Source organism: Rhizobium sp. N621 (genome assembly GCF_001664325.1).
Lineage (GTDB): Bacteria > Pseudomonadota > Alphaproteobacteria > Rhizobiales > Rhizobiaceae > Rhizobium > Rhizobium esperanzae.
The window spans coordinates 116,214-134,721 of sequence record NZ_CP013495.1; the positions used below are offsets into that span (position 1 = coordinate 116,214).

20 protein-coding genes are annotated in these 18,508 nt (G+C 53.5%); 8 read left to right on the plus strand and 12 right to left on the minus strand.

Features of this window, described 5'->3' with window-relative positions:
- The first annotated feature begins 28 nt into the window (after window positions 1–28).
- Window positions 29–2,314 (plus strand): site-specific DNA-methyltransferase, encoded by a 2,286-nt coding sequence (locus tag AMK00_RS00535; RefSeq protein ID WP_064809200.1) that lies wholly within the window; start codon window positions 29–31, stop codon window positions 2,312–2,314.
- Window positions 2,314–4,995 (plus strand): DEAD/DEAH box helicase family protein, encoded by a 2,682-nt coding sequence (locus AMK00_RS00540; RefSeq protein WP_064809201.1) that lies wholly within the window; start codon window positions 2,314–2,316, stop codon window positions 4,993–4,995. Before AMK00_RS00535 ends, AMK00_RS00540 begins: the two co-directional genes overlap by 1 nt.
- An 87-nt stretch (window positions 4,996–5,082) precedes the next feature.
- Here the strand turns inward: AMK00_RS00540 and AMK00_RS00545 are convergent, their stop codons facing one another.
- Both AMK00_RS00545 and AMK00_RS00550 read right to left on the minus strand, forming a co-directional pair.
- Window positions 5,083–5,643, minus strand: coding sequence for a hypothetical protein (locus tag AMK00_RS00545; RefSeq protein WP_064809202.1), 561 nt, complete (start codon window positions 5,641–5,643; stop codon window positions 5,083–5,085).
- Between the two features lies 1 nt (window position 5,644).
- Entirely contained in the window at window positions 5,645–6,511 is an 867-nt protein-coding gene (locus AMK00_RS00550) for a DUF4747 family protein (RefSeq protein WP_335720560.1), read from the minus strand.
- Window positions 6,512–6,746: 235 nt separating this feature from the next.
- Here AMK00_RS00550 and AMK00_RS00555 point away from each other — a divergent pair, with 235 nt between their 5' ends.
- The 3 genes from AMK00_RS00555 to AMK00_RS00565 all read left to right on the plus strand — a co-directional run bounded on the left by AMK00_RS00555 (window position 6,747) and on the right by AMK00_RS00565 (window position 8,867).
- The gene (locus AMK00_RS00555; RefSeq protein WP_064809204.1) at window positions 6,747–7,379 is read left to right on the plus strand and encodes a recombinase family protein; all 633 of its coding nucleotides are present in this window, start codon (window positions 6,747–6,749) and stop codon (window positions 7,377–7,379) included.
- A 133-nt stretch (window positions 7,380–7,512) separates the two neighbouring features.
- Complete coding sequence (locus AMK00_RS00560) at window positions 7,513–8,286, plus strand: hypothetical protein (protein WP_145924193.1); 774 nt, start codon at window positions 7,513–7,515, stop codon at window positions 8,284–8,286.
- A gap of 197 nt (window positions 8,287–8,483) precedes the next feature.
- Window positions 8,484–8,867 (plus strand): hypothetical protein, encoded by a 384-nt coding sequence (locus tag AMK00_RS00565; RefSeq protein WP_145924194.1) that lies wholly within the window; start codon window positions 8,484–8,486, stop codon window positions 8,865–8,867.
- A gap of 112 nt (window positions 8,868–8,979) precedes the next feature.
- On the opposite strand, the gene AMK00_RS00570 is transcribed toward AMK00_RS00565, so the two are convergent.
- Complete coding sequence (locus AMK00_RS00570) at window positions 8,980–10,251, minus strand: plasmid recombination protein (protein WP_064809207.1); 1,272 nt, start codon at window positions 10,249–10,251, stop codon at window positions 8,980–8,982.
- A 211-nt stretch (window positions 10,252–10,462) separates the two neighbouring features.
- On the opposite strand from AMK00_RS00570, the gene AMK00_RS00575 reads away from it, so the two are divergent.
- The 3 genes from AMK00_RS00575 (at window position 10,463) to AMK00_RS00585 (ending at window position 12,201) form a co-directional block, all read left to right on the plus strand.
- Window positions 10,463–10,855: a hypothetical protein gene (locus AMK00_RS00575; RefSeq protein ID WP_064809208.1), complete on the plus strand. Its 393-nt coding sequence runs from the start codon at window positions 10,463–10,465 to the stop codon at window positions 10,853–10,855.
- A gap of 16 nt (window positions 10,856–10,871) precedes the next feature.
- Window positions 10,872–11,354 (plus strand): hypothetical protein, encoded by a 483-nt coding sequence (locus AMK00_RS00580; protein WP_064809209.1) that lies wholly within the window; start codon window positions 10,872–10,874, stop codon window positions 11,352–11,354.
- Window positions 11,355–11,466: 112 nt separating this feature from the next.
- Complete coding sequence (locus AMK00_RS00585) at window positions 11,467–12,201, plus strand: DUF3800 domain-containing protein (RefSeq protein ID WP_064809210.1); 735 nt, start codon at window positions 11,467–11,469, stop codon at window positions 12,199–12,201.
- A gap of 43 nt (window positions 12,202–12,244) precedes the next feature.
- On the opposite strand, the gene AMK00_RS00590 is transcribed toward AMK00_RS00585, so the two are convergent.
- From AMK00_RS00590 to AMK00_RS00630, 9 genes are all read right to left on the minus strand, one after another.
- Window positions 12,245–12,535, minus strand: a complete 291-nt coding sequence (locus AMK00_RS00590) for a hypothetical protein (RefSeq protein WP_064809211.1) — start codon at window positions 12,533–12,535, stop codon at window positions 12,245–12,247.
- Window positions 12,536–13,016: 481 nt separating this feature from the next.
- A complete protein-coding gene (locus tag AMK00_RS00595; protein WP_145924195.1) occupies window positions 13,017–14,744 on the minus strand; it encodes a hypothetical protein in 1,728 nt (575 codons plus the stop codon).
- Window positions 14,745–14,884: 140 nt separating this feature from the next.
- On the minus strand, window positions 14,885–15,067 hold the full coding sequence (locus tag AMK00_RS00600) for a DUF7706 family protein (protein ID WP_064809213.1): 183 nt from the start codon (window positions 15,065–15,067) through the stop codon (window positions 14,885–14,887).
- 112 nt (window positions 15,068–15,179) lie between these two features.
- Entirely contained in the window at window positions 15,180–15,749 is a 570-nt protein-coding gene (locus AMK00_RS00605) for a hypothetical protein (protein WP_064809214.1), read from the minus strand.
- An 11-nt stretch (window positions 15,750–15,760) separates the two neighbouring features.
- Complete coding sequence (locus AMK00_RS00610; protein WP_064809215.1) at window positions 15,761–16,417, minus strand: hypothetical protein; 657 nt, start codon at window positions 16,415–16,417, stop codon at window positions 15,761–15,763.
- A 23-nt stretch (window positions 16,418–16,440) separates the two neighbouring features.
- Window positions 16,441–16,764 (minus strand): hypothetical protein, encoded by a 324-nt coding sequence (locus AMK00_RS00615; RefSeq protein WP_145924196.1) that lies wholly within the window; start codon window positions 16,762–16,764, stop codon window positions 16,441–16,443.
- A 116-nt stretch (window positions 16,765–16,880) separates the two neighbouring features.
- Entirely contained in the window at window positions 16,881–17,198 is a 318-nt protein-coding gene (locus tag AMK00_RS00620) for a hypothetical protein (protein ID WP_064809217.1), read from the minus strand.
- A 9-nt stretch (window positions 17,199–17,207) separates the two neighbouring features.
- Complete coding sequence (locus AMK00_RS00625) at window positions 17,208–17,429, minus strand: helix-turn-helix transcriptional regulator (protein ID WP_064809218.1); 222 nt, start codon at window positions 17,427–17,429, stop codon at window positions 17,208–17,210.
- Window positions 17,430–17,526: 97 nt separating this feature from the next.
- Complete coding sequence (locus AMK00_RS00630) at window positions 17,527–18,489, minus strand: hypothetical protein (RefSeq protein WP_064809219.1); 963 nt, start codon at window positions 18,487–18,489, stop codon at window positions 17,527–17,529.
- Window positions 18,490–18,508 lie beyond the last annotated feature (19 nt).

Here is an 18,508-nt window from a genome sequence, read left to right on the forward strand (position 1 = left end):
CCCTCGGGCGATTTGAAAAGGTGATTCTGTGGCGCGATTGACAGAGCAAGAACAGCAAGAAATCATTCGCTTCATCGAAGCCGATAAGCCTTTGCCGGAAAAGTACCGCTTCCTGCTTTTCGATGGCAAACGAGAGGTGGAGCTTGTATGGAATGGCAAGACTAATGAGGTCTGCAATGTCGTTCTCCCCTTCCAGACTATTGAACAGGTAGATGAGCCTCGGGCCGAGAAGCCCGAAGATACCGCTGCGCAACAAGACTTGTTTTCAACGGATAGCCGAGGGCGGCAACTTAGGGGTTGGACCAACAAACTCATCTGGGGTGACAACAAACTTATCTTGTCATCTCTGAAAAACGGGCCGCTTCGCGAGGAAATCGAGCGCCAGGGTGGCTTGAAGTTGATCTATATTGACCCGCCGTTTGACGTTGGAGCCGATTTTTCCGTAGATATTGAAGTTGGCGGCGACACATTCACCAAGAAGCCGAACATTCTCGAAGAAATAGCCTACCGGGATACTTGGGGGAAAGGCGCAGATTCATTCATCGCTATGATTTATGAACGCCTGGTCCTTATGCGCGACCTTCTTGCCAGTGATGGAAGCATCTACGTGCATTGCGACTCACGCCTTAGTGCACATTTAAGGCTGGTCTTAAACGAGATTTTTGGGGAGCAAAGATTTCGCAACGAGATCATTTGGCAACGCACGTCTGCGGGAAAACCCGTTTATAACAACCTGCCGAAAAATGCAGACTACATAATGTGGTACACGAAAAGCGATCAGTATGTTTTCACACCCATGATTGAGGGCTTGTCGGACCAAGATGTTAAGACATTCACGCTTGACGACGATGATGGTCGCGGACCTTACAATACACAACCAATCATCAATCCGGCTCATCGAGAAAATCTGAAATATACATACGTCGCTAACAATGGCCGCAGCGTTCCACCGCCCACGAAAGGATGGCGTTTTAACGAAAGTAGAATGCGACAATTAGACGATGACAATCGATTGTATTTCACAGAAAGCTCAATCAGAGAAAAATACTATCTTTTGGAACGCCTAGAAAAAGGTAAGCAGCGACCTAACGTCTGGTCTGACATTAGCGGAAACTCCGTGAAGCAGAGCGGGGAAAATGTTGACTATCCGACCCAGAAGCCAGAGGCACTACTTGAAAGAATTATAAGAGCCTCGTCCAGAGAGGGCGATCTCGTTGCAGATTTCTTTGTTGGATCGGGGACGACGGTCGCGGTCGCCGAAAGATTGGGCCGCAAATGGATTGCGGGTGACCTCGGTAAATTTGGAATACACACAACACGCAAGCGTATGATTGGCATACAGCGTGCGCTGAAGGCTGAGGGCAAGGACTACCGTGCCTTTGAAATACTCAACTTGGGCCGATACGAGCGCCAGCATTATGTTGGTGTGAATCCGAATTTACGCGACGAACAACGTCAAAAGCAACTTGAGGAAAAGGAAGCAGCCTTCCTGGACCTTATTTTGCGAGCCTATCGCGCGGAGCGGACTGATGGATTCGCAAGTTTCCACGGCAAAAGAGCTGGACGACTTGTCGCTGTAGGTCCAGTCAACATGCCGGTATCGCGGCTATTCGTCGAAGAAGTCATTCTTGAATGCCGAAAGAAACATATCACTAAGGTCGACATTCTCGGCTTCGAGTTTGAAATGGGCCTCTTCCCGAATGTGCTGGATGAGGCTCGCGGCAAGGGGATCGACATCGCCCCGAAGTATATTCCAGCCGACGTCTTCGACAAGCGGGCTGTCGAAAAGAATCAGGTCGTGTTCCATGACGTTTCGTTCATTGAGGTGAAGCCGCACGTCAAAAGCGGCAGTGTTGCGGTCGAACTCACGGATTTTTCTGTCTTCTATTCGCAAGATTCCATCGCCAACGCCGAAGCTACCCTCAAGGACAAGGGCAGTAAAATCGTCGTTGAAAAAGGTCAGATTGTCAAAGTCAGCAAGGACAAGAATGGTATCGTCACCCGCGAAACGCTAACCCAGAATTGGACCGACTGGATTGACTACTGGTCCGTGGACTTCGATTTTGAAAACAAGCGTGAAATCATCCGCACTCAGAATCCCGACACGAAGGAATGGGAAGAGGCGTGGACCGGGGACTACATTTTCGAGAATGAATGGCAGTCTTTCCGCACTAAGAAAGACCGTAAGCTTGAGATGATCAGCGTTTTTCACGAGTGCCCGCAAGGACGGCGCAAGATCGGTGTCAAGGTCGTGGACATCTTTGGCAACGACACAATGACTATTGCCGAAGTGACAGTGGGAGCGAGGAAATAATGGCGCTGCATCCGGACTTTCCGAACGATCCACACACCGTTCTCGACCCTTCGATCCGATGGTTTCCGGCCGACGAAACTATGCGCGAAACCAGCATGGACAAACTCATGCCGCCGCTAGTGGCGGCGCTTCGTCAGAAGGTGAAGGACTTTCGTGACGGCGGTTATGTCGGCGCAACCGACACCAGCCGGAGCCTGCTTAATTGGTGGTTCAAAACGCCCCATCTAACACATCAGGCTGACGGCAACATGGTCGAGTTTCAGTATTTCTTCGCCCAGAGGGAGGCGGTCGAAACGATTGTCTTTCTTCATGACGTTGTGGGCGTGAGCGATAAATTTGATCTGATGCGCTTCGATAGCAGTGGGGCGATTTCAGCCAGCATGTTCGACGAGACATGGCGGCGCTTCGTCGTGAAAATGGCGACCGGCGCGGGCAAAACCAAGGTGCTTAGTTTGGCCCTCGCGTGGAGCTTCTACCACAAGCTCTACGAGCCGGACTCTCGGCTGGCCCGCAACTTCCTTGTGATCGCGCCTAATATCATCGTGCTGGACCGCATCTATAAGGACTTCCAGGGGTTGCGGTTGTTTTTCGATGATCCGGTTGTTCCCGACAACGGTTTTGATGGCCGTAGCTGGCGCGATGATTTCCAACTAACGCTGCATGTGCAGGACGAGGTGCGCATTACGCACCCGACCGGCAACATCTTCCTCACCAACATTCATCGGGTTTACGGGGGCGAGGATATCCCTGCATCGCCAGACGACGACAACTCGATGGATTATTTCCTTGGCACCCGGCCGACCGGTGCGACGACGGATTCCAAGGTGGACCTTGGTATGATCGTCCGTGACATTGATGAACTGATGGTGCTGAACGACGAGGCCCATCATATTCATGACTCGCGCCTTGCATGGTTCAAGTCGATTCAGGACATTCACAACCGACTCTTGCAGAAAGGGTCCGCTCTGTCGCTGCAGGTCGACGTGACGGCGACCCCGAAGCACAGCAACGGCGCGATCTTTGTGCAGACCGTAGCCGATTATCCGCTAGTCGAGGCCATTTCGCAGAATGTCGTGAAGCATCCCGTGCTTCCAGACGCTGCCAGTCGAGCCAAGTTGTCCGAGCGCCAGAGCGCAAAATACACCGAGAAACACGCTGACTATATCGACCTCGGCGTGATCGAATGGCGTAAGGCCCATGCTGAACACGAGAAGGTGGGCAAGAAAGCTATCCTGTTCATCATGACTGACGACACGCGCAACTGCGATGATGTTGCGGATTACCTTGAAGGTAACTACCCCGATCTCAAAGGCGCAGTTCTGGTCATCCACACCAAAGCCAACGGCGAAATCTCCGAATCCACCTCAGGTAAGGCCAAGGAAGAACTAGAAAAACTCCGCAAGCAGGCGAATGAAATCGACGATGTCACTAGCCCCTACAAGGCCATTGTATCAGTCCTAATGCTGAAAGAGGGGTGGGACGTACGGAACGTCACTACCATTGTCGGGCTACGGGCCTATACCGCCAAGAGCAACATTCTCCCAGAGCAGACGCTAGGACGCGGCCTAAGAAAAATGTATCCGGGCGGCATCGAGGAATATGTCAGCGTTATCGGCACTGACGCCTTCATGGAATTTGTAGAGTCCATCCAAGCCGAGGGCGTCGAACTTGAGCGCAAGGCAATGGGCGAAGGAACAAAGCCCAAGACCCCCCTGGTAATCGAGGTCGAGAAGGACAACGACAAGAAGGACATGGACGCCCTCGACATAGAGATACCGGTGATGACCCCGCGCATCTACCGCGAGTACAAGTCACTCGGCGACCTTGATATAACAGCCTTCGGCCATGAGCGCGTTCCTTATCGAGCTTTCAGCGAGGAGGAACAGCGCGAGATTGTGTTCAAGGACATCACGACCGGGGCGATAACGCACACCACCGTACTCGACACGGCTGGGATCGCCGATTACCGCAGTGTCTTGGGATATTTCGCCCAGACCGTGATGAAGGAATTGCGGCTGATCAGCGGGTACGACGTTCTATACGGGAAAATTAAAGCCTTCGTGCAATCGGAATTGTTTGACTGCGAAGTTGACCTCGACAGCGCGAACACCTTGCGGAATCTATCCGAATTGTCCGCGACGAAAACGCTGATCGAGAATTTTAAGAAGGCCATTAACGCCCTGACGGTAAGGGATAAGGGCGACGCGGAAATCCGCGACACCATCAAGCTGCGGCAGACCCGCCCATTCGTGACAAAGGAGCAGGGTTATCTAGTGCCGAAGAAGAGTGTCTTCAATCGAATTATCGGCGACAGCCATCTTGAGCTTGTCTTCGCCAGCTTCCTTGAGTCCTGCGCCGACGTCGTGGCCTACGGAAAGAACTACCTCGCGGTGCATTTCAAGATTGACTATGTCAATGCCGAAGGGAGCATTTCAAACTACTACCCCGATTTTCTTGTGAAGCTGACGGACAAGCGCATTGTGATCGTCGAAACCAAGGGCCTTCAAGACTTAGACGTGCCGCTGAAAATGGAGCGCCTGCGGCAGTGGTGCGAGGACATCAATCGGGTACAATCCGCCGTGACTTACGATTTTGTTTACGTGGACCAGCAAAGTTTTGAAAAATACGGACCCAAATCATTTTCAGAGCTTATGAAAAACTTCACACAACATAAGGTGTAAACTTGCCGAACATCTGCGGTATTGCCGCATTTCGGAATGGAGGGGGCACATGACTGGCGTGTCGATAGTTAGAAATCTCAGAACCGTTTATTCGTCCGCCGGATCGGTAATCGACGCGATCCGGTACACTGCGAGGGCTGCCGCGAGCATGAGAAGGAATGAATAGACCAAAAGAAGGTAGCCCGTGAATGAACCCGTTAGCATTGCAACCCGGAACAATTTCATCGATCCACTATAATAACTGACCATGAAGCGGGCGACGTCATAAAGAACGGTTCCGTCGAACAGGAACGCCCACATCAGGCATAAGATTTGCACAAAAATGAAATGAAAAAAGGTGGCGTTTATTTCCTCAAGGTAGTTCACGCCCTGGGGGTTTTTTACCGCCTTCAGCGCTCTCTTGAGGCGACCTGTCATTAGGCTAAACAGTATCGCATACGTGCCCAGGCTGAAGCCGAGAAGGTCAGGGATCATGTCAAAGGACTTTGAGACCCATTTGGGCTCAATCCAATTGGAATAGCTAACGCCGGTTACGGCCAAAGAAATCAGGAAAAGCGGCGACCCAAACACCGCGCCCCATCCACCATACCCCTTGAAGTACCGGCGAATGCGTCGACCGAATGCGACAAATTGGTTGAGGAAGGACAAATTATTTACCCTTACCCGCCAGGATACGGCGGAAAGCTTCCTTCTCAGAAATCTCATCAGGATCATAGGTGTCTTGGAGAATTTTGGGAAACTGTTCGGTCGACCTCGTCACCGCCCCCGTGTCGTCTCGACCCTTGACCTGAACGCTTCCATTCTCAAGCGCGGCTCCGCTTACGCTCCTAATCTCATCATTTGGGACGATGGAATGACCAGGTTCCGCGTCGTACGTCAACACGAGCTTCTGCGAGTGAGTCGCAGCCAAATGTGCTTCTACCTTCGCTTCGAAGTCATCGGCAAAAATATCGGAATTTGGCTTCATGATCGTAATTTTGATCTCGTTGATTTTCTTTAGATCAAAAATCGCGTCTAGCCCTGCTTTACTTTGAACAATCGATACCTTTGCGCTGTTGTATTTCGAAAGTATTTCTAGATTTTGAGAAAGATTCTGAAAGAACCTCAAAACGGAGTTTGAGGTCATTTGTTTTCCCTTAGAATACTGCTGTACGTATATCTTGTGATCCTTGGTGTCGAACAAAAAATAGAAGCCAGCAGCGTTGGGATACAAATTATCAGGGATGCTAATTTCAGAAACCTGATTGCTCGTTGCCTCCTGCAGATTTGCAGCATCGAACCATGATCCGTCCGTTTCTATGCGGGTAAACGTCGTGATGGTTCCAGAAACTTCGTTGCTCTCTTCGCTCGATCTATCGAGCATCGATATCATGGCGTAGCGGTCGCCATGGATATTCACTGGAACCTTCAATCGATAAACGTCGTGTATGAAATCAGAATAGATTTTAGGCGAGTGTGGGTGAAGCCGTATGTTCACAATACCAACCGACACTTTTATTCTACGAGCCATGAACATCCGCCCCCCGCTGACTGATTTGATTTCTACCCTAAGTCGTTTCTGTTGATAATGCTGACCTAAGGACGATCCACAGCAATTCTTTGCTTGTTTGCCAGCCAGCTACCTGGGCTATTAGGGTATGCCCCTGCGGACCGTCACCACAGTGGCCCAAATAGCGTCCGTAAAGGTTGTTGCTTGCATCCGGACGCGTGACATTCTGGACATGATCCAATCGGACGGTTCGGAAAATCCCATGCCCCTTATTTTCTATGCTCGCGTTTCCACTGCAGAACAGAACCTTGATCATCAGATCGCCCAAGCTCGTGCCGCCGGTTTTGAGATTGATGAGATCATCGCTGACCACGGAATTTCCGGCGTTAATACGACGCTCGCCGAGCGCCCGCAGGGAAAGCGGCTTTTCGATAGGCTTAGGGGGGGAGACGTGCTCCTCGTTCGCTGGGTGGATCGGCTTGGCCGCAACTATCGAGATGTGACGGATACGATCCGCCATTTTATCCGGCAAGGTGTTGTGATCCGGACCGTGATCAACGGAATGACGTTCGACGGATCGACTTCAGACCCGATGCAACAGGCAGTTCGCGATAGCCTTATTTCATTCATGGCCGCCATGGCTCAGGCCCAGGCGGAAGCCACGAAAGAAACTCAGAAAGCTGGAATTGAGGCGGCACGACGCGATGATCGAAAGTACCTCGGGAAGAAGCCAAGCTATAGTCGCGCGACACTAGGTTCGGTCCAGGAAAAGCTAGTGACTGGAGCCGGTGCATCCGCCGTCGCGAAGGAAACGGGATTGTCCCGACAGACCGTTCTGAGGATCAAAGCTGATCCGATTGCAGCGGACGCAGCCCTCTTAAGGTGGGGATTGTGAGTTCGGAACGGGCGTCAACACCGCTGGCTTTGACCGGTCAATCCTGAAAACGAGTGAAGACCGGCCAGATTAAAGCGTGCTCTTCCTTGCAGCCGTCGTTGCGATCATTGCCTTGATTGCAAGGAGGATCGCCATGAAGCCGAACGCCGCAGCACAAATCAGACAAGAAGAAGACCGCAAATCCCGCCGTGCTGCCAAAGATCGGCGGCGCTCGTTGGAAGAGCGTCGCCGCCAGATGCAGGCAGAACGTAATCGCCTCAGAAAACGGCTGCTCCTACTCCTGCTGTGGCTATTGGAATCGGCACCGGTTCGTGCATTTTTTGATGTTCAGATTTCCTTGCCGCATCCGACGCAGCAACAGCGACAGCCGAAACCAGCAAGGAAATCTGCGAAAAACCGCGATCTCGGAGCGGAGGACGATCCGCGCAGCGAGTATGAACGCCTCTACCTCTGCGACCGTTCCACACGTTACGGCGAAGAGCATCTTGAGGTGGTCGATGGATTAACATGGAATGACATCGTCGCTCTCAATCGTCAGCACAGGCCTCACCTGTCTCCGAAGTTCACACCTATCCCCGGCATGCCCGGCCGGTACATTGCCGAACCAGTTCACGTTTGGACGCTTCTCGATCATCTCCATTACGAATTCCTGCGTAAAGACGCTATCGCCGCGTTGAAGCTTATCGTCGACCCGACCGCTCACGAATGGATCGACGCTTGCGCATCAACGTCGAATGGCTGGAAACAACTCTGCTACTGCCGTGGACGTACGCCACACGCGACAATAGCGGAGTTTCCAAGAGCCTCCGAAAGGTGGCGTGAAGAGCAGCGCCGCGAGGCAGATGAAAGGAAAAAGGAGGCCAAGGAAACACCTGACAATGGCCCGAGGCCGCCGGGTTCTGCCTAAGGAAATGCCAAAATATAAGTTGTTGACGGCAAGGAAATATTTATACCAGTAAGTTGAGTAAATCTTTTTATAGTCATTTCTTTGTCAACTAAATTTATGTAATGGTTTAGAAATACTAAGTGTATTGCGGGAATTTATTAGCAATGCATCTCTCTGGGTCGTCGATGGCGACAGGTCAAAATCTGAGAGATATGCAAATGGCAATGAATACAGCAAACCGATTCAGCGATATTACAGCAATCGAGCCGCTTTCCATTTCAACCGCGTCCGTGATCATCGAAGACTGGTTGGGCGACGAATTGGGCACGGTCGACGAGCATTGGGAGGCCGAGGCATACACTCTGGTGCGGGCAAGGCCTCAGATCGAATCAATGTTTGACGTGTACAAATATCACCTGACCGTTGCCACGGCGGCGATCATGGGCATGGAAACTGGAGACGACAAGGATGCATTTGTGTGGCTGATTGACGACTGCAGGTCACGCCAAACGATTGCTACAGGCTACGCGGGCGAAGCTCTATCCGCGCAGCACGATTGCGAGAGCAGGATGCATGAGATTGCCGCAAGGGATCGCGCATAAAAGGAAGGCGACCGCCCTCCTTGTCAAAATCGGCGGGCTTGGCTACCCGCTAAATTATTGCGCGTCGATTACGACCGGCACGCTCTGCGAGCGGTCTGTTCCGTCAGCCACCTTACTTTCCCTCATTCTTTTGTTTCGGTCTCAACGTCATCCGCATTGCCGGTCCCGCTGCTGCCAATTCCTGCTGTCTTTCAGGCGGCAGTAAAGACAATGCGCGATCCCGTTCAATCTGCATCCGAAGAGCGGCGTCCCGCGCTCGCTCGGCGTCCTGCTGAGCTTCATGGGCTTTGCGTTCAGCCTCGACGCGGCGTTTTTCCTCGACTCTCAAACGTTCCTGAATTTTCTTGGCGAATGCGCGGACACGGGCGATCTCGGCGGCAAATTCCTGCCTGATATTGTTTGCTAGCTTCGATTCCCCAAGGGCGTCCCACATTGCCCTCAGGCGACCGGTCACGCCCGAATAGCGTTCGGCGCGGGAAACGACCTCCGAAGCAGCTTCCTGCATTTTTTGGGCTTCCTCCCGCGCTGCAATAGCAGCAGCTTTCGCTTTTTCGGCGATTTCCCTTTCCTGCGCGGCGGCAGTACGGATCGCTGCCGCCTCGGTTTTCGTTCGCGTCACGAAATTGTCGCCCGACGTCTTGATCTTCTTTGCCCGCTCGACAACCTTTTGTAGCGCCTTGGCTTGTACCTGCTCGGCCTGCCATTCATCCCGCGTCAGTCGGCGACGTTGCGGTCCCAAACGCGTCAGGCCGCAGGGCACCGCGACGGCTTCGTGATACGCGTCCTGCCATTGCCTCATTGCCTGCTTATATGCCGCATCTGCCCTCTTTGAGAGCGCCTTTGTGTCTTCGCCTTCGGCTAGACCGGCAGACATGATTTTTCGTTTTGCGACCGTCCCGGGGTGATATTTGAGCGCCGACATTCCAGGTTCATCAACCGGCACGACGTAAGCATGGAGATGATAATGTGACTCGTCTTCGTGACGGAGGACCAATTTCAGGTCGTCTCCATATTGTGAACGAAGCCACGAGATCGTCCGCTCCTCCCATTCCTCGGCTTCTTTCTGTTTTGCCGGATCGGCGCGGACTTCATCCATGGTGAACGGATGCGATGCTACAACCGTATGCAGCGTCTTCTTGTCTTGCGCCACTTTTCGAACGTGACCGCCCTTGACGTTGATCGTCGCGGCGGCGGCAGCGGCATCGTGCATTTCCTGCACAGCCTCAATGCCGACGCCATACACGACGACGGGCGGCATCGGATTCGGAACGTGGACGGAGGCTTCCGGCTTGCGGGAGGCCTCCGCAAATATGAAATCCGTGGACCGGCCCTTCGCATCAGCTTTGCGGCTGTAGGTTTCGAGGTGGATGAACTGGTAACCCATTAGCAATCTCACTTCTGTCTGAAGAAAATCACCTCATGCCGTGCAAGCAACAAACAAGAAGTCGCCATGAGCCGCAGCTCACCTTGGATCGAATGCGGGCGTTTTCGCTGAAGGACGATATTAAATGAACGCCAGTGAATATCAGTTGACAAAAGTGAAGGCTTATGATAAATAATTGGCCATCATCTGAAAGCGACCTAGAGGAGAGCGCATGGCTACTTTCGATCCCGCCGCATATCAACAATTCCCCAATGGCCCACTGACGCGCGAGACCATCCAGCGCCTTGTGTCAATCAAGGAAAGGAGCGGAATGTCTTATGGCTCCCTGGGGAGTAAACTTAATATCAGTGGAACATTTTTGCATAATCTGATGAACAAGAATGCGAACGTTGGTACCCAGCATGTCGAGCGGATCGTCGGTGCCATTAATCTTTTGGAGAATCCAGATCAGGCGGCCGAGGTTTCGCAAAACGACGCTGGCATGCTTCTACACAGCTTCCATCTCCGGTCCGGTCTTCAGATCAAAATCGAGCTACCCGACGATCTTACAGAACGTGAAGCTGAGCGTCTCGCCCGCTTTGTTCAGTCTCTACCTGTCGCCTAACGAGAGGACCCGGAACATGACCGATGATAAAGCTGAACGCGCCATTAGAATGATCGAGAACTGCTCTGATCCGGAGAAACTTCGGCAATTCGCTGCGAATGCTCATCGCGAAGGTATGGAGGCCGTTGCCCGCGCCGCTGAACTGCGTCTCTATGAAGTCCTTCCGAAGGAGAAGCCAGGGTCATTCGAGCATGATGTTTGGCGGAGCATTTACGCGTTGGAGGGTTCGCTCACGAGTGAACGTGGAAAGACGACGCGGCTGGGGCGGACGCGTCCAAAGATCGCCCAATTGGGCGAGCTTGAGACGGTCAAGGACTTGATCCTGCGTAAGAAGGCATCCGAGGGTTTCTTTATGCTTATTGATCGCCATATGGCCGAATTGACTTTCGAGGCTGTCGCTTTGCGGCACCCTGCTAAGTTTGATGACCCAGTGTTGGAGGTCGCAGCGGCGCGGTTGCGATCAGTGGGCATCGAAGTCGACCGTCTTGGGAGCATTTAGAGGCAAGTGCTTATCTCCAAGAACACACCCCAATACGCCAGAAGCTGTCATTGCACCAATGCCTCGTTATCGGGGCATTGACAAGGCTATCCCACATCGGCGCATTTGTGGGATGGACATTTACATTGACGAAAGCATCCATGATCGGGCGAATTTTATCGTGCTGGCGGCTATCTGGGCCCCGCCCGATGAAATTCGCATAGCGACAAAAGCGCTATCTGAATGTGGCTTTGTTCCGGGCCGCGACGAGTTCAAAAGCAGCATGAAAATGAACGGGAACCGCCACGCCCAGGCTTTGCGAGAGCACTTTCGGGGAATTATTGGCCGCTGCAAGATTGCAATAGGTATTTGCGCGGTGAGCGAACGGCACCAACTGATGTCTTTGGCCGCAAGCATCGGCACAGCCATCGCTTTACAGAACCCCACTGAAAACGGCGTCATTTATCTCGACGAAGGTATTAAGCCGCAATGGACCAGTCTGCCGACTGGCTACCTACTGAACCCAGATTGCGACTCGAAAACCGTTATCGGAATTCAGCTTGCCGATTGTTGCGCCCATTTCATCGCAACAATCCTCTTGGATGAGCTGGGAGTCGCAAGAAAAATGGTGCCTGCACGCCGCGTTTATCCCGGAAATGACGGTGATCTCGAACTTGCATGGGAGTTATGGGCGTCGATACGCTACGCTCTTGCAGGCAGAGAGCCGACAGGTGCACTGGATGACGACGGTTTTCACGAACCGCTATTGAAGCCGTTCGGCTTAGTATTCTCTGACGGTTGCGATCCAAGCGTGTTTGAAGCTGCGAAGCGGCGCTTCGGCTCTGTTTGGGTTGGCTGCATCCACTAGCCGCCTTCGCGCGGACACGCCCGATACAGGTTCTCCGTAGGTATCAATGCGTCCTGCGACGCCTTGTCTTTTTCGGGGAGGCGACAGCATCGAACAGGAAGTCGATTCCCTGCACGAACGATGCAACCAATTGGACACGGTTTAGAAACTGGTCATCAGTCATATGCCCGTGACCGCCGTTCTGCTCTGAGCGATCTTGGCAAACGGCTGCATAACGCTCTTTGCTTTCCCAGATAACGGCGTACCAAGACGTTGGCAGTCTAATGACCTTCAACACCGCCTTCGAGGGTAGACCCTGGTTGATTATTGTGATTGACCGTTCGTATTCGAGCATCGCTTCGCTCCAAATTGAAAAACTCTTCCTCAATGTTGGGAGCAAATAGCCGTCGGCGGAAACGAAAATTGGAACCGGAATAGTTGTTGGTAGTGACCGACTACCAACTGCAAGCAGCCGTCGGTCCCTCCCGGAGGGGGCTTCTGCCGGACCCTGTCGGGGACCTCTTCCGAGGGACGATTTCATCGAGAGCCTGCCGACTGCCCCATTCATGTCCGGGAGGCCATTGTTGCAGATGACTACCCTGCCATCTGCCCTTGCCCCATGTCTTCGATCATTTCCAGGATCGCAGCCAAGTCGTCGTCGAGCAGCGCGGGGCGCTCGACCATCGCCAGCACGGCACCGGCATCGAGACGCGGCTGGTCGGGATGGTCGCGAGCAATTCACTCGACGACGTCTCCGATATGCTGCCGCATCCCGGTTTCGTGCTGGTACTTCCGCACGCCATCCGTTGCTTCTCCTGCCCATGCTCGGCCACTTGTCACCCGGTCGCATCATTGGCGACCAGATCGGATTCTGCCGTGGTTATCCGGTGGCCGTGAAAGTTTGCTGTATCCGGGGGTGCCGGGGTTGCACCCACCTTTTTATCTATACAGCTATTTTCACAGTCCTTTCGGTTGTCTTCTGTCGGCAGAACAACCTCACTCCACCGGGCGACCACCGTCCGGCGAGAAATCCCGCTCGCGGCGGCGACCGCAGTTTGCGTAATCGTCTCGCCTGCCGCTTGAAGCTGCTGGAACGCATCCACAAGCCGTTTCAGCGTCGAAATGCCTTTCGCGCTGCCTGCATACCGCCCAGCTGCTTTTTGCCGTTCCTTGACCGTCTCCAGGCCCTCCACGACGTCAAGCAACTTGCCTCTGTTCACGCCGTTCCTGTCCAGCTTCGTGGCATCGAAATGCGCGGCAAGATAATCCGCAACCTTGGCCGCGACATATTCCACCTCAACCGCCGAACGCCTCGCCTTGTCACGCCTGCATTTTCCACGCGCGTTGCTGGCTGCTCGCTCATCTGCCAGACCACTGGCGTCCGCAAAGGCCGTCAGCGCTTCATGGAGATGATCGGCCAGCGCGGTCCGGCCGCCGCGCATCCGGGAATCTGCGCCGAAATGCCATTCGGCCAGGAGGCGTTGGCCTTCCGTGCGCAACGCGTCGAACATCTTGTTGGATGCCGTGAGGCCGAGTTTCGACTGTACCGCCGCCGCCCTTCGGACAAGCACGGCACGGCTAATGCCCGTGTCTACGAAATCGGCATATTCCGAGAGCGTCGGCCAGAAGTCCGCATTCGGCGTTATCGTGCACCAAATAGGCGAAGTCGGGCATTTCATGCGTCCGGTCATGGTCGGAGCCGCCGGGTCCGCGCCGAGATCGATGAGCGCCGCAGCCAGTCCACGCGCCACGGCGTCGAAGAGGCGGATAGGCTTCGTCCTGCACCGGTTGTCGTCACTTCGCCAAACCGCATGTCCCTGTGGCAGCAGCCAGATTAGATGTGGCCTTGCGAATGTCCCATCATCAAGCAAATCACCGACAATGATGTGAGGCAGGCATGGAACACGGCCATCATGAACAACCTCGGTCAAGCCGAATAGGCAGGCGTCGGGGCTTGAGAAAACACCGTCACAATCAACCCGGAGAGCAGTCATGAACTCCCTATTCAATTCGATATATGGATAGTCCAAGGTCAGGACCTTCGAGCGGGTTTGAACCGCAAGCGTCGCCTTGTCCTCAGATGCCCGCGCCTGTCCGCCCCGGGGAACGAGCGTGACGAAATATTTCAGGACTGCGTTGTTTTCTGAGCGCAACCCGAATTCCTTGAAAGGCTGACGTATCCGGCCCGCGACTTCCCGAGCAAATCGGAATTCGTAACCCTCCTCAAGGCGTTTCCTCACAAGCTCCTTTTGCTCGATAGCTGCCAGAGCGAAATCGTTGAATTCGCCCTGCTGCTGTTGTCGGCTTTCCTTCGCCTGTCTTCGCTGACGCTGCGCTTCGGCGTAACGGGTCTCGAACCCAATCATGCCATGTGAAAGGTCTGTGATCGCCTTCGCCGTGGAATCTCCGCACGCAGCCGCGACCACGCTTGCGACTGATGCAAACATGTTTGGAATACCTTGATTGTGATGGAATGGACCGGGCGCTTCCGGCCAAATTTGTTGACGGCTTAGGTTGAGAGCTTCGGTGCTGTCGGCTGGCTGATATGCCAGCCTGCCGCTCACCTATCCCGAAGAGGGTTCTTTACAATCATGCAGCCGTCAGCAATCATGGAATATGTTCCTAAAAGACGCCGGAGGGTTCCCGCCCTGTGATGGCGTCTTTTTCAATGGTCATGGCAGGCGGAACCGACGTCAACCGCCGATTATCGAGGAGCGAAACCTGCCTCCGCGAGCGCATTACGCAATTCGTGGATCGCATCGACCATCTGCCGCGCCTCGGTTTCAGACGCCGAGAATATCCGCACGCGATCTAGGAAGGAGCGCTTGCAAAATTGCGCCAGCGCTTCGGCGTGGGAGTCGTCCACCGTCAAGTTGATAACGTTCATGCTATTTCCTTTCGTGTGGCAAAGCTTCGCCGGTCTTTCCAAGCGGAAGCTTTGCGATTTACGATTTTGGGAGTTGAAAAAGCTGTGTGTGCAGCCGGATCAAAGAAGCCTGTTAAACGCCGCAGGCATAAAGCTTGGTTGAGCGTGCAAGCGATTTCAGAGGCATCGACCAGTATTTGCGCTCGAACTCATCGGCCTTGCGTTGATCGGCGAGTTGGTCCTGAGCAGCTGCGAGGAATTCGACAGTCAGTGCAGGCGGTAAGGTTACCCTGCGCAGTCCCTTAATTGCATTTGTGGCCAAATCGACAAGGTGAATGTCGACAGCAAGTCTCTGTCTGTCATTGGTGATGTCCGGAAGATCAAGCGCGGTTTTGGGAATCAACCTGACGTCAAATGGGCAGTGAACAATGAAATCCTCGCCGAACTGAAAAATCAGCAGGATTGACGGGCCGTCTTTGATGAAGCCAGCTTTAAGCTTACCTTTCCTTATCTGCATCGCTTCGGCCTTGCTAATGTCCGGCATCCCGATTTGCAGCATGTTGCCGCCACGAATTAGGAAATGCGCCATCGCTCCCTCAAACCGTATGGGGTAAGGGTATTGTCCGCCCACGCCCATAGCTACAAATGGCGGACTCACTTTATCTTGTTTGCGATTGTGCTGGTGGCCAGGGGTATCAATCATGTTCCGTCTCCTCAATTGCGGCGCAGGATCGCGGCGGCAACCGCTTCCGCGTGCTCGTCATACACACGAGATAGACGATCCCAGGCCCGGTCGTTTGCAAGCTCGTCAGAGAAGTGGGAATAGTCGGCGGCATGGAGTATGGCTTGGACAACACTGGCCTCTCCACTGGAAACCGGGAGCTTCATAAGCCTCTCAACTAGCTCTCCATCGGTCGCCTTGTTTTGAGATTGGAAATGGCTGGCAAAGCCCGACCAAGACGCCACCTCATCGAGATACAATCCCGCACGGTTGCACAAATCGCCCGCCGGGCCAGACTTGAAGGTTTCGAACGTGAGGCGAACGTCGATCTCCCGCTCGGTGTCTTCCTCCAACCAACTGGCAAAGCGCGGTTGATGTTTGCCCACGATCTGTTTTTCGCTAAGCGAAAGCAGCGGCCAAAAGTCTTCCATGCGGGCCTTAAACCACAGTAGTTCCGACGATTCCGCCAGACCGAGTGTCAAAGCTGCCGACATGTCGCATTTGAAGTCACCGGAATCTTCGCCCAATTGTCGCGCGATAAAATCTTTTGGAGCGAACAGAAGCGACGACCTGTTCTTCCTGCTGGGAAGGCGAAGATGCAGTTCGCCTTTTGGGGTCTTACGAAGGCTCTTAACTTGTGTTTTGGTCATGGAGTTTTCCTTAGTTTGAGGGGTTAGTCTTGCCTAACGATTGCAGCCGCTACCGCTTGGGCGTGGATGCCGGTCACATAGTCGAGGCGCTTCCAAGTGCCGGCACCCCCAATGCTATCGGCATGGCGGGAGTAGTCGGCCGCGTGAAGAATTGCCTGGATAAGTGCAGTTTCGGCGGTGGAAGCGGGCAGCGCTAGGAACTGATCGGCGAGCGTGCCACCGCGCTTTGCATCCATCTCCTGGAAGAGATCGGTAAATCCTCCCCAGTTTATGGCTTTGTCGATCCTGAGGCCGGTTTTGATGCACACCATTGCGGCAGGGCCTTTGAAGTCTTTGAATGTGAGCATTTTCAGTTCCTTGTCTGCAGGCAAAGCTCCGCTGTTCTTCCTGAGCAGAAGCAAAATTGCCGGATTGTTAATGGGAGGTTTAGATCAGGCTATGTGTCCAGCCGCATTATTCCAGGCTATGCAACAGGCCATTCGGTGATCTCGCTGATGCGGCAGCCGATGCGTTCAAGGTGTTCATCTTCGCTTTCCAGATACGACTGCGCCGTGATGATGGCCTCATCGTCCTCATCAAACAGCCGAAGACGACTGTCGCCTTCGTTGTCTCGAAGGTCGGAAACCCATTTGATGAATTCCCACCAAAAGTCGCGAGCGAAGAGATACGCCGTGTTTTTGCCGCGCCACGAGACGACGGCCACGACGTTATCGCCAAATTCTGGGTGACCGTTTCGCCAGCTTCCAAGGCGGCTATCGGCGAAATCAAGAACTGCGCTCAAAGAAATCCCTCACGCTGCGACCGAGGTCGAGAGGCGACGATGCATTGCAAGCCACTGATCCAAATCATCAGGGTCATAGACAACAACCTTGCCGACCTTAATGTACGTCGGGCCAGCCCCTGTGAGGCGCATCTTTTCAAGGGTGGAGGCAGCGAAGCCGGTATAATTACCTGCTTGCTCAGTGCGAAGCTTTGGGCGCTTCGAAATCGTTCCAGCTGTCGTATCGGCCATGTCGTTTCCTTTCGTATCGCCAGACACCGTGTTTGGCTGAAGGAAACAATGGCAGACCTTGCAATGCTTGTCGGACGCTAAAGGTCCTATTCGGTCGCTAATTAATTAGCGACCCACCCCGCTCGTACCGCTCGACAGCAATTTTAAGGTGCTTCTTTCGCCAGGTTTCCTCTGGTCCACTGTCATCCCAGCGATCCGAACACCATTGAGCCATATGTCTGGCTACGGTAGCTCGCGTGAATTGTGGGTCATCAGCTGGACCGAAACCGCCATTATAATCAATGAACCTAATCGCTTCCGCGATGAATAGTTCGCTATCGTATTTCGCCTTGGGGCCACGCTTTCCTTTCGGAATTACCATAGGGGGTTCCGCACGGGCCGTATTGACCTCTGGCCAGAGACTCTGAACGTCAACTCGTAATAAGTGAACATCCTTTATCTGCGTAGTACCGTCCGAGTTGAGCATATGCCGAGCATTCGCATTCCGGCCGAAGTCAAGGTGAGTCCACTGACGAGGCTCGACGTGTTTGAACTTCCCGGTTGTGGCATCTAGGGCGGTAGCGGTTATTTCCCCCAAGATGAGTTTATCCCAGAGCAAAGTTTTCGCCTCGCGATGGTTTTTGCACCGCAGAGGAGTATCACGGACGCTATCGGAAATTGACGATTCTGCGAGGGAAGAAAAGCTTGCTGGCTTAAGTCTCTTGAGTTCGTAGACTATTCTCACGACGGGGGGCAATGGAAAGCCACCCGGCTTCGTTGCTTTTCGCGGAGCACTAATTTTAAGAGCCTCCCAACGAAAATTATTCTCCCGGTACGGATCGTGCAACAGAGTGACCCGTTCGATATCGCGCCAAAGAATCCACGCTATGGACATCGCCAAGGTCCAAGCTGGCATGCTGCCTACTTGATAGCGTTTGTAGTCGATCTCCTCAGCTATAGGGCCGTGACCCATATCAATCGACATTGCTTCAGCGTAGTTCGGTGTAATCTTTCCCTCGAATACATCATCAACAAGCTCATTCTGCTCTTGTGACAGTTGTCGGACTAATCGAAATCCCATCGCACACCTTGCGACACAC

Excerpts from the sequence above, each read along its gene's own strand:
- AMK00_RS00605 (WP_064809214.1), bottom strand. The coding sequence starts at position 15,749 with ATGATTGATACCCCTGGCCACCAGCACAATCGCAAACAAGATAAAGTG.
- AMK00_RS00630 (WP_064809219.1), bottom strand. The coding sequence starts at position 18,489 with ATGGGATTTCGATTAGTCCGACAACTGTCACAAGAGCAGAATGAGCTT.
- AMK00_RS00580 (WP_064809209.1), top strand. The coding sequence starts at position 10,872 with ATGACCGATGATAAAGCTGAACGCGCCATTAGAATGATCGAGAACTGC.
- AMK00_RS00555 (WP_064809204.1), top strand. The coding sequence starts at position 6,747 with ATGCCCCTTATTTTCTATGCTCGCGTTTCCACTGCAGAACAGAACCTT.
- AMK00_RS00615 (WP_145924196.1), bottom strand. The coding sequence starts at position 16,764 with ATGCTCACATTCAAAGACTTCAAAGGCCCTGCCGCAATGGTGTGCATC.
- AMK00_RS00625 (WP_064809218.1), bottom strand. The coding sequence starts at position 17,429 with ATGGCCGATACGACAGCTGGAACGATTTCGAAGCGCCCAAAGCTTCGC.
- AMK00_RS00540 (WP_064809201.1), top strand. The coding sequence starts at position 2,314 with ATGGCGCTGCATCCGGACTTTCCGAACGATCCACACACCGTTCTCGAC.
- AMK00_RS00550 (WP_335720560.1), bottom strand. The coding sequence starts at position 6,511 with ATGTTCATGGCTCGTAGAATAAAAGTGTCGGTTGGTATTGTGAACATA.
- AMK00_RS00565 (WP_145924194.1), top strand. The coding sequence starts at position 8,484 with ATGGCAATGAATACAGCAAACCGATTCAGCGATATTACAGCAATCGAG.
- AMK00_RS00570 (WP_064809207.1), bottom strand. The coding sequence starts at position 10,251 with ATGGGTTACCAGTTCATCCACCTCGAAACCTACAGCCGCAAAGCTGAT.
- AMK00_RS00585 (WP_064809210.1), top strand. The coding sequence starts at position 11,467 with ATGGACATTTACATTGACGAAAGCATCCATGATCGGGCGAATTTTATC.
- AMK00_RS00560 (WP_145924193.1), top strand. The coding sequence starts at position 7,513 with ATGAAGCCGAACGCCGCAGCACAAATCAGACAAGAAGAAGACCGCAAA.
- AMK00_RS00590 (WP_064809211.1), bottom strand. The coding sequence starts at position 12,535 with ATGCTCGAATACGAACGGTCAATCACAATAATCAACCAGGGTCTACCC.
- AMK00_RS00575 (WP_064809208.1), top strand. The coding sequence starts at position 10,463 with ATGGCTACTTTCGATCCCGCCGCATATCAACAATTCCCCAATGGCCCA.
- AMK00_RS00610 (WP_064809215.1), bottom strand. The coding sequence starts at position 16,417 with ATGACCAAAACACAAGTTAAGAGCCTTCGTAAGACCCCAAAAGGCGAA.
- AMK00_RS00600 (WP_064809213.1), bottom strand. The coding sequence starts at position 15,067 with ATGAACGTTATCAACTTGACGGTGGACGACTCCCACGCCGAAGCGCTG.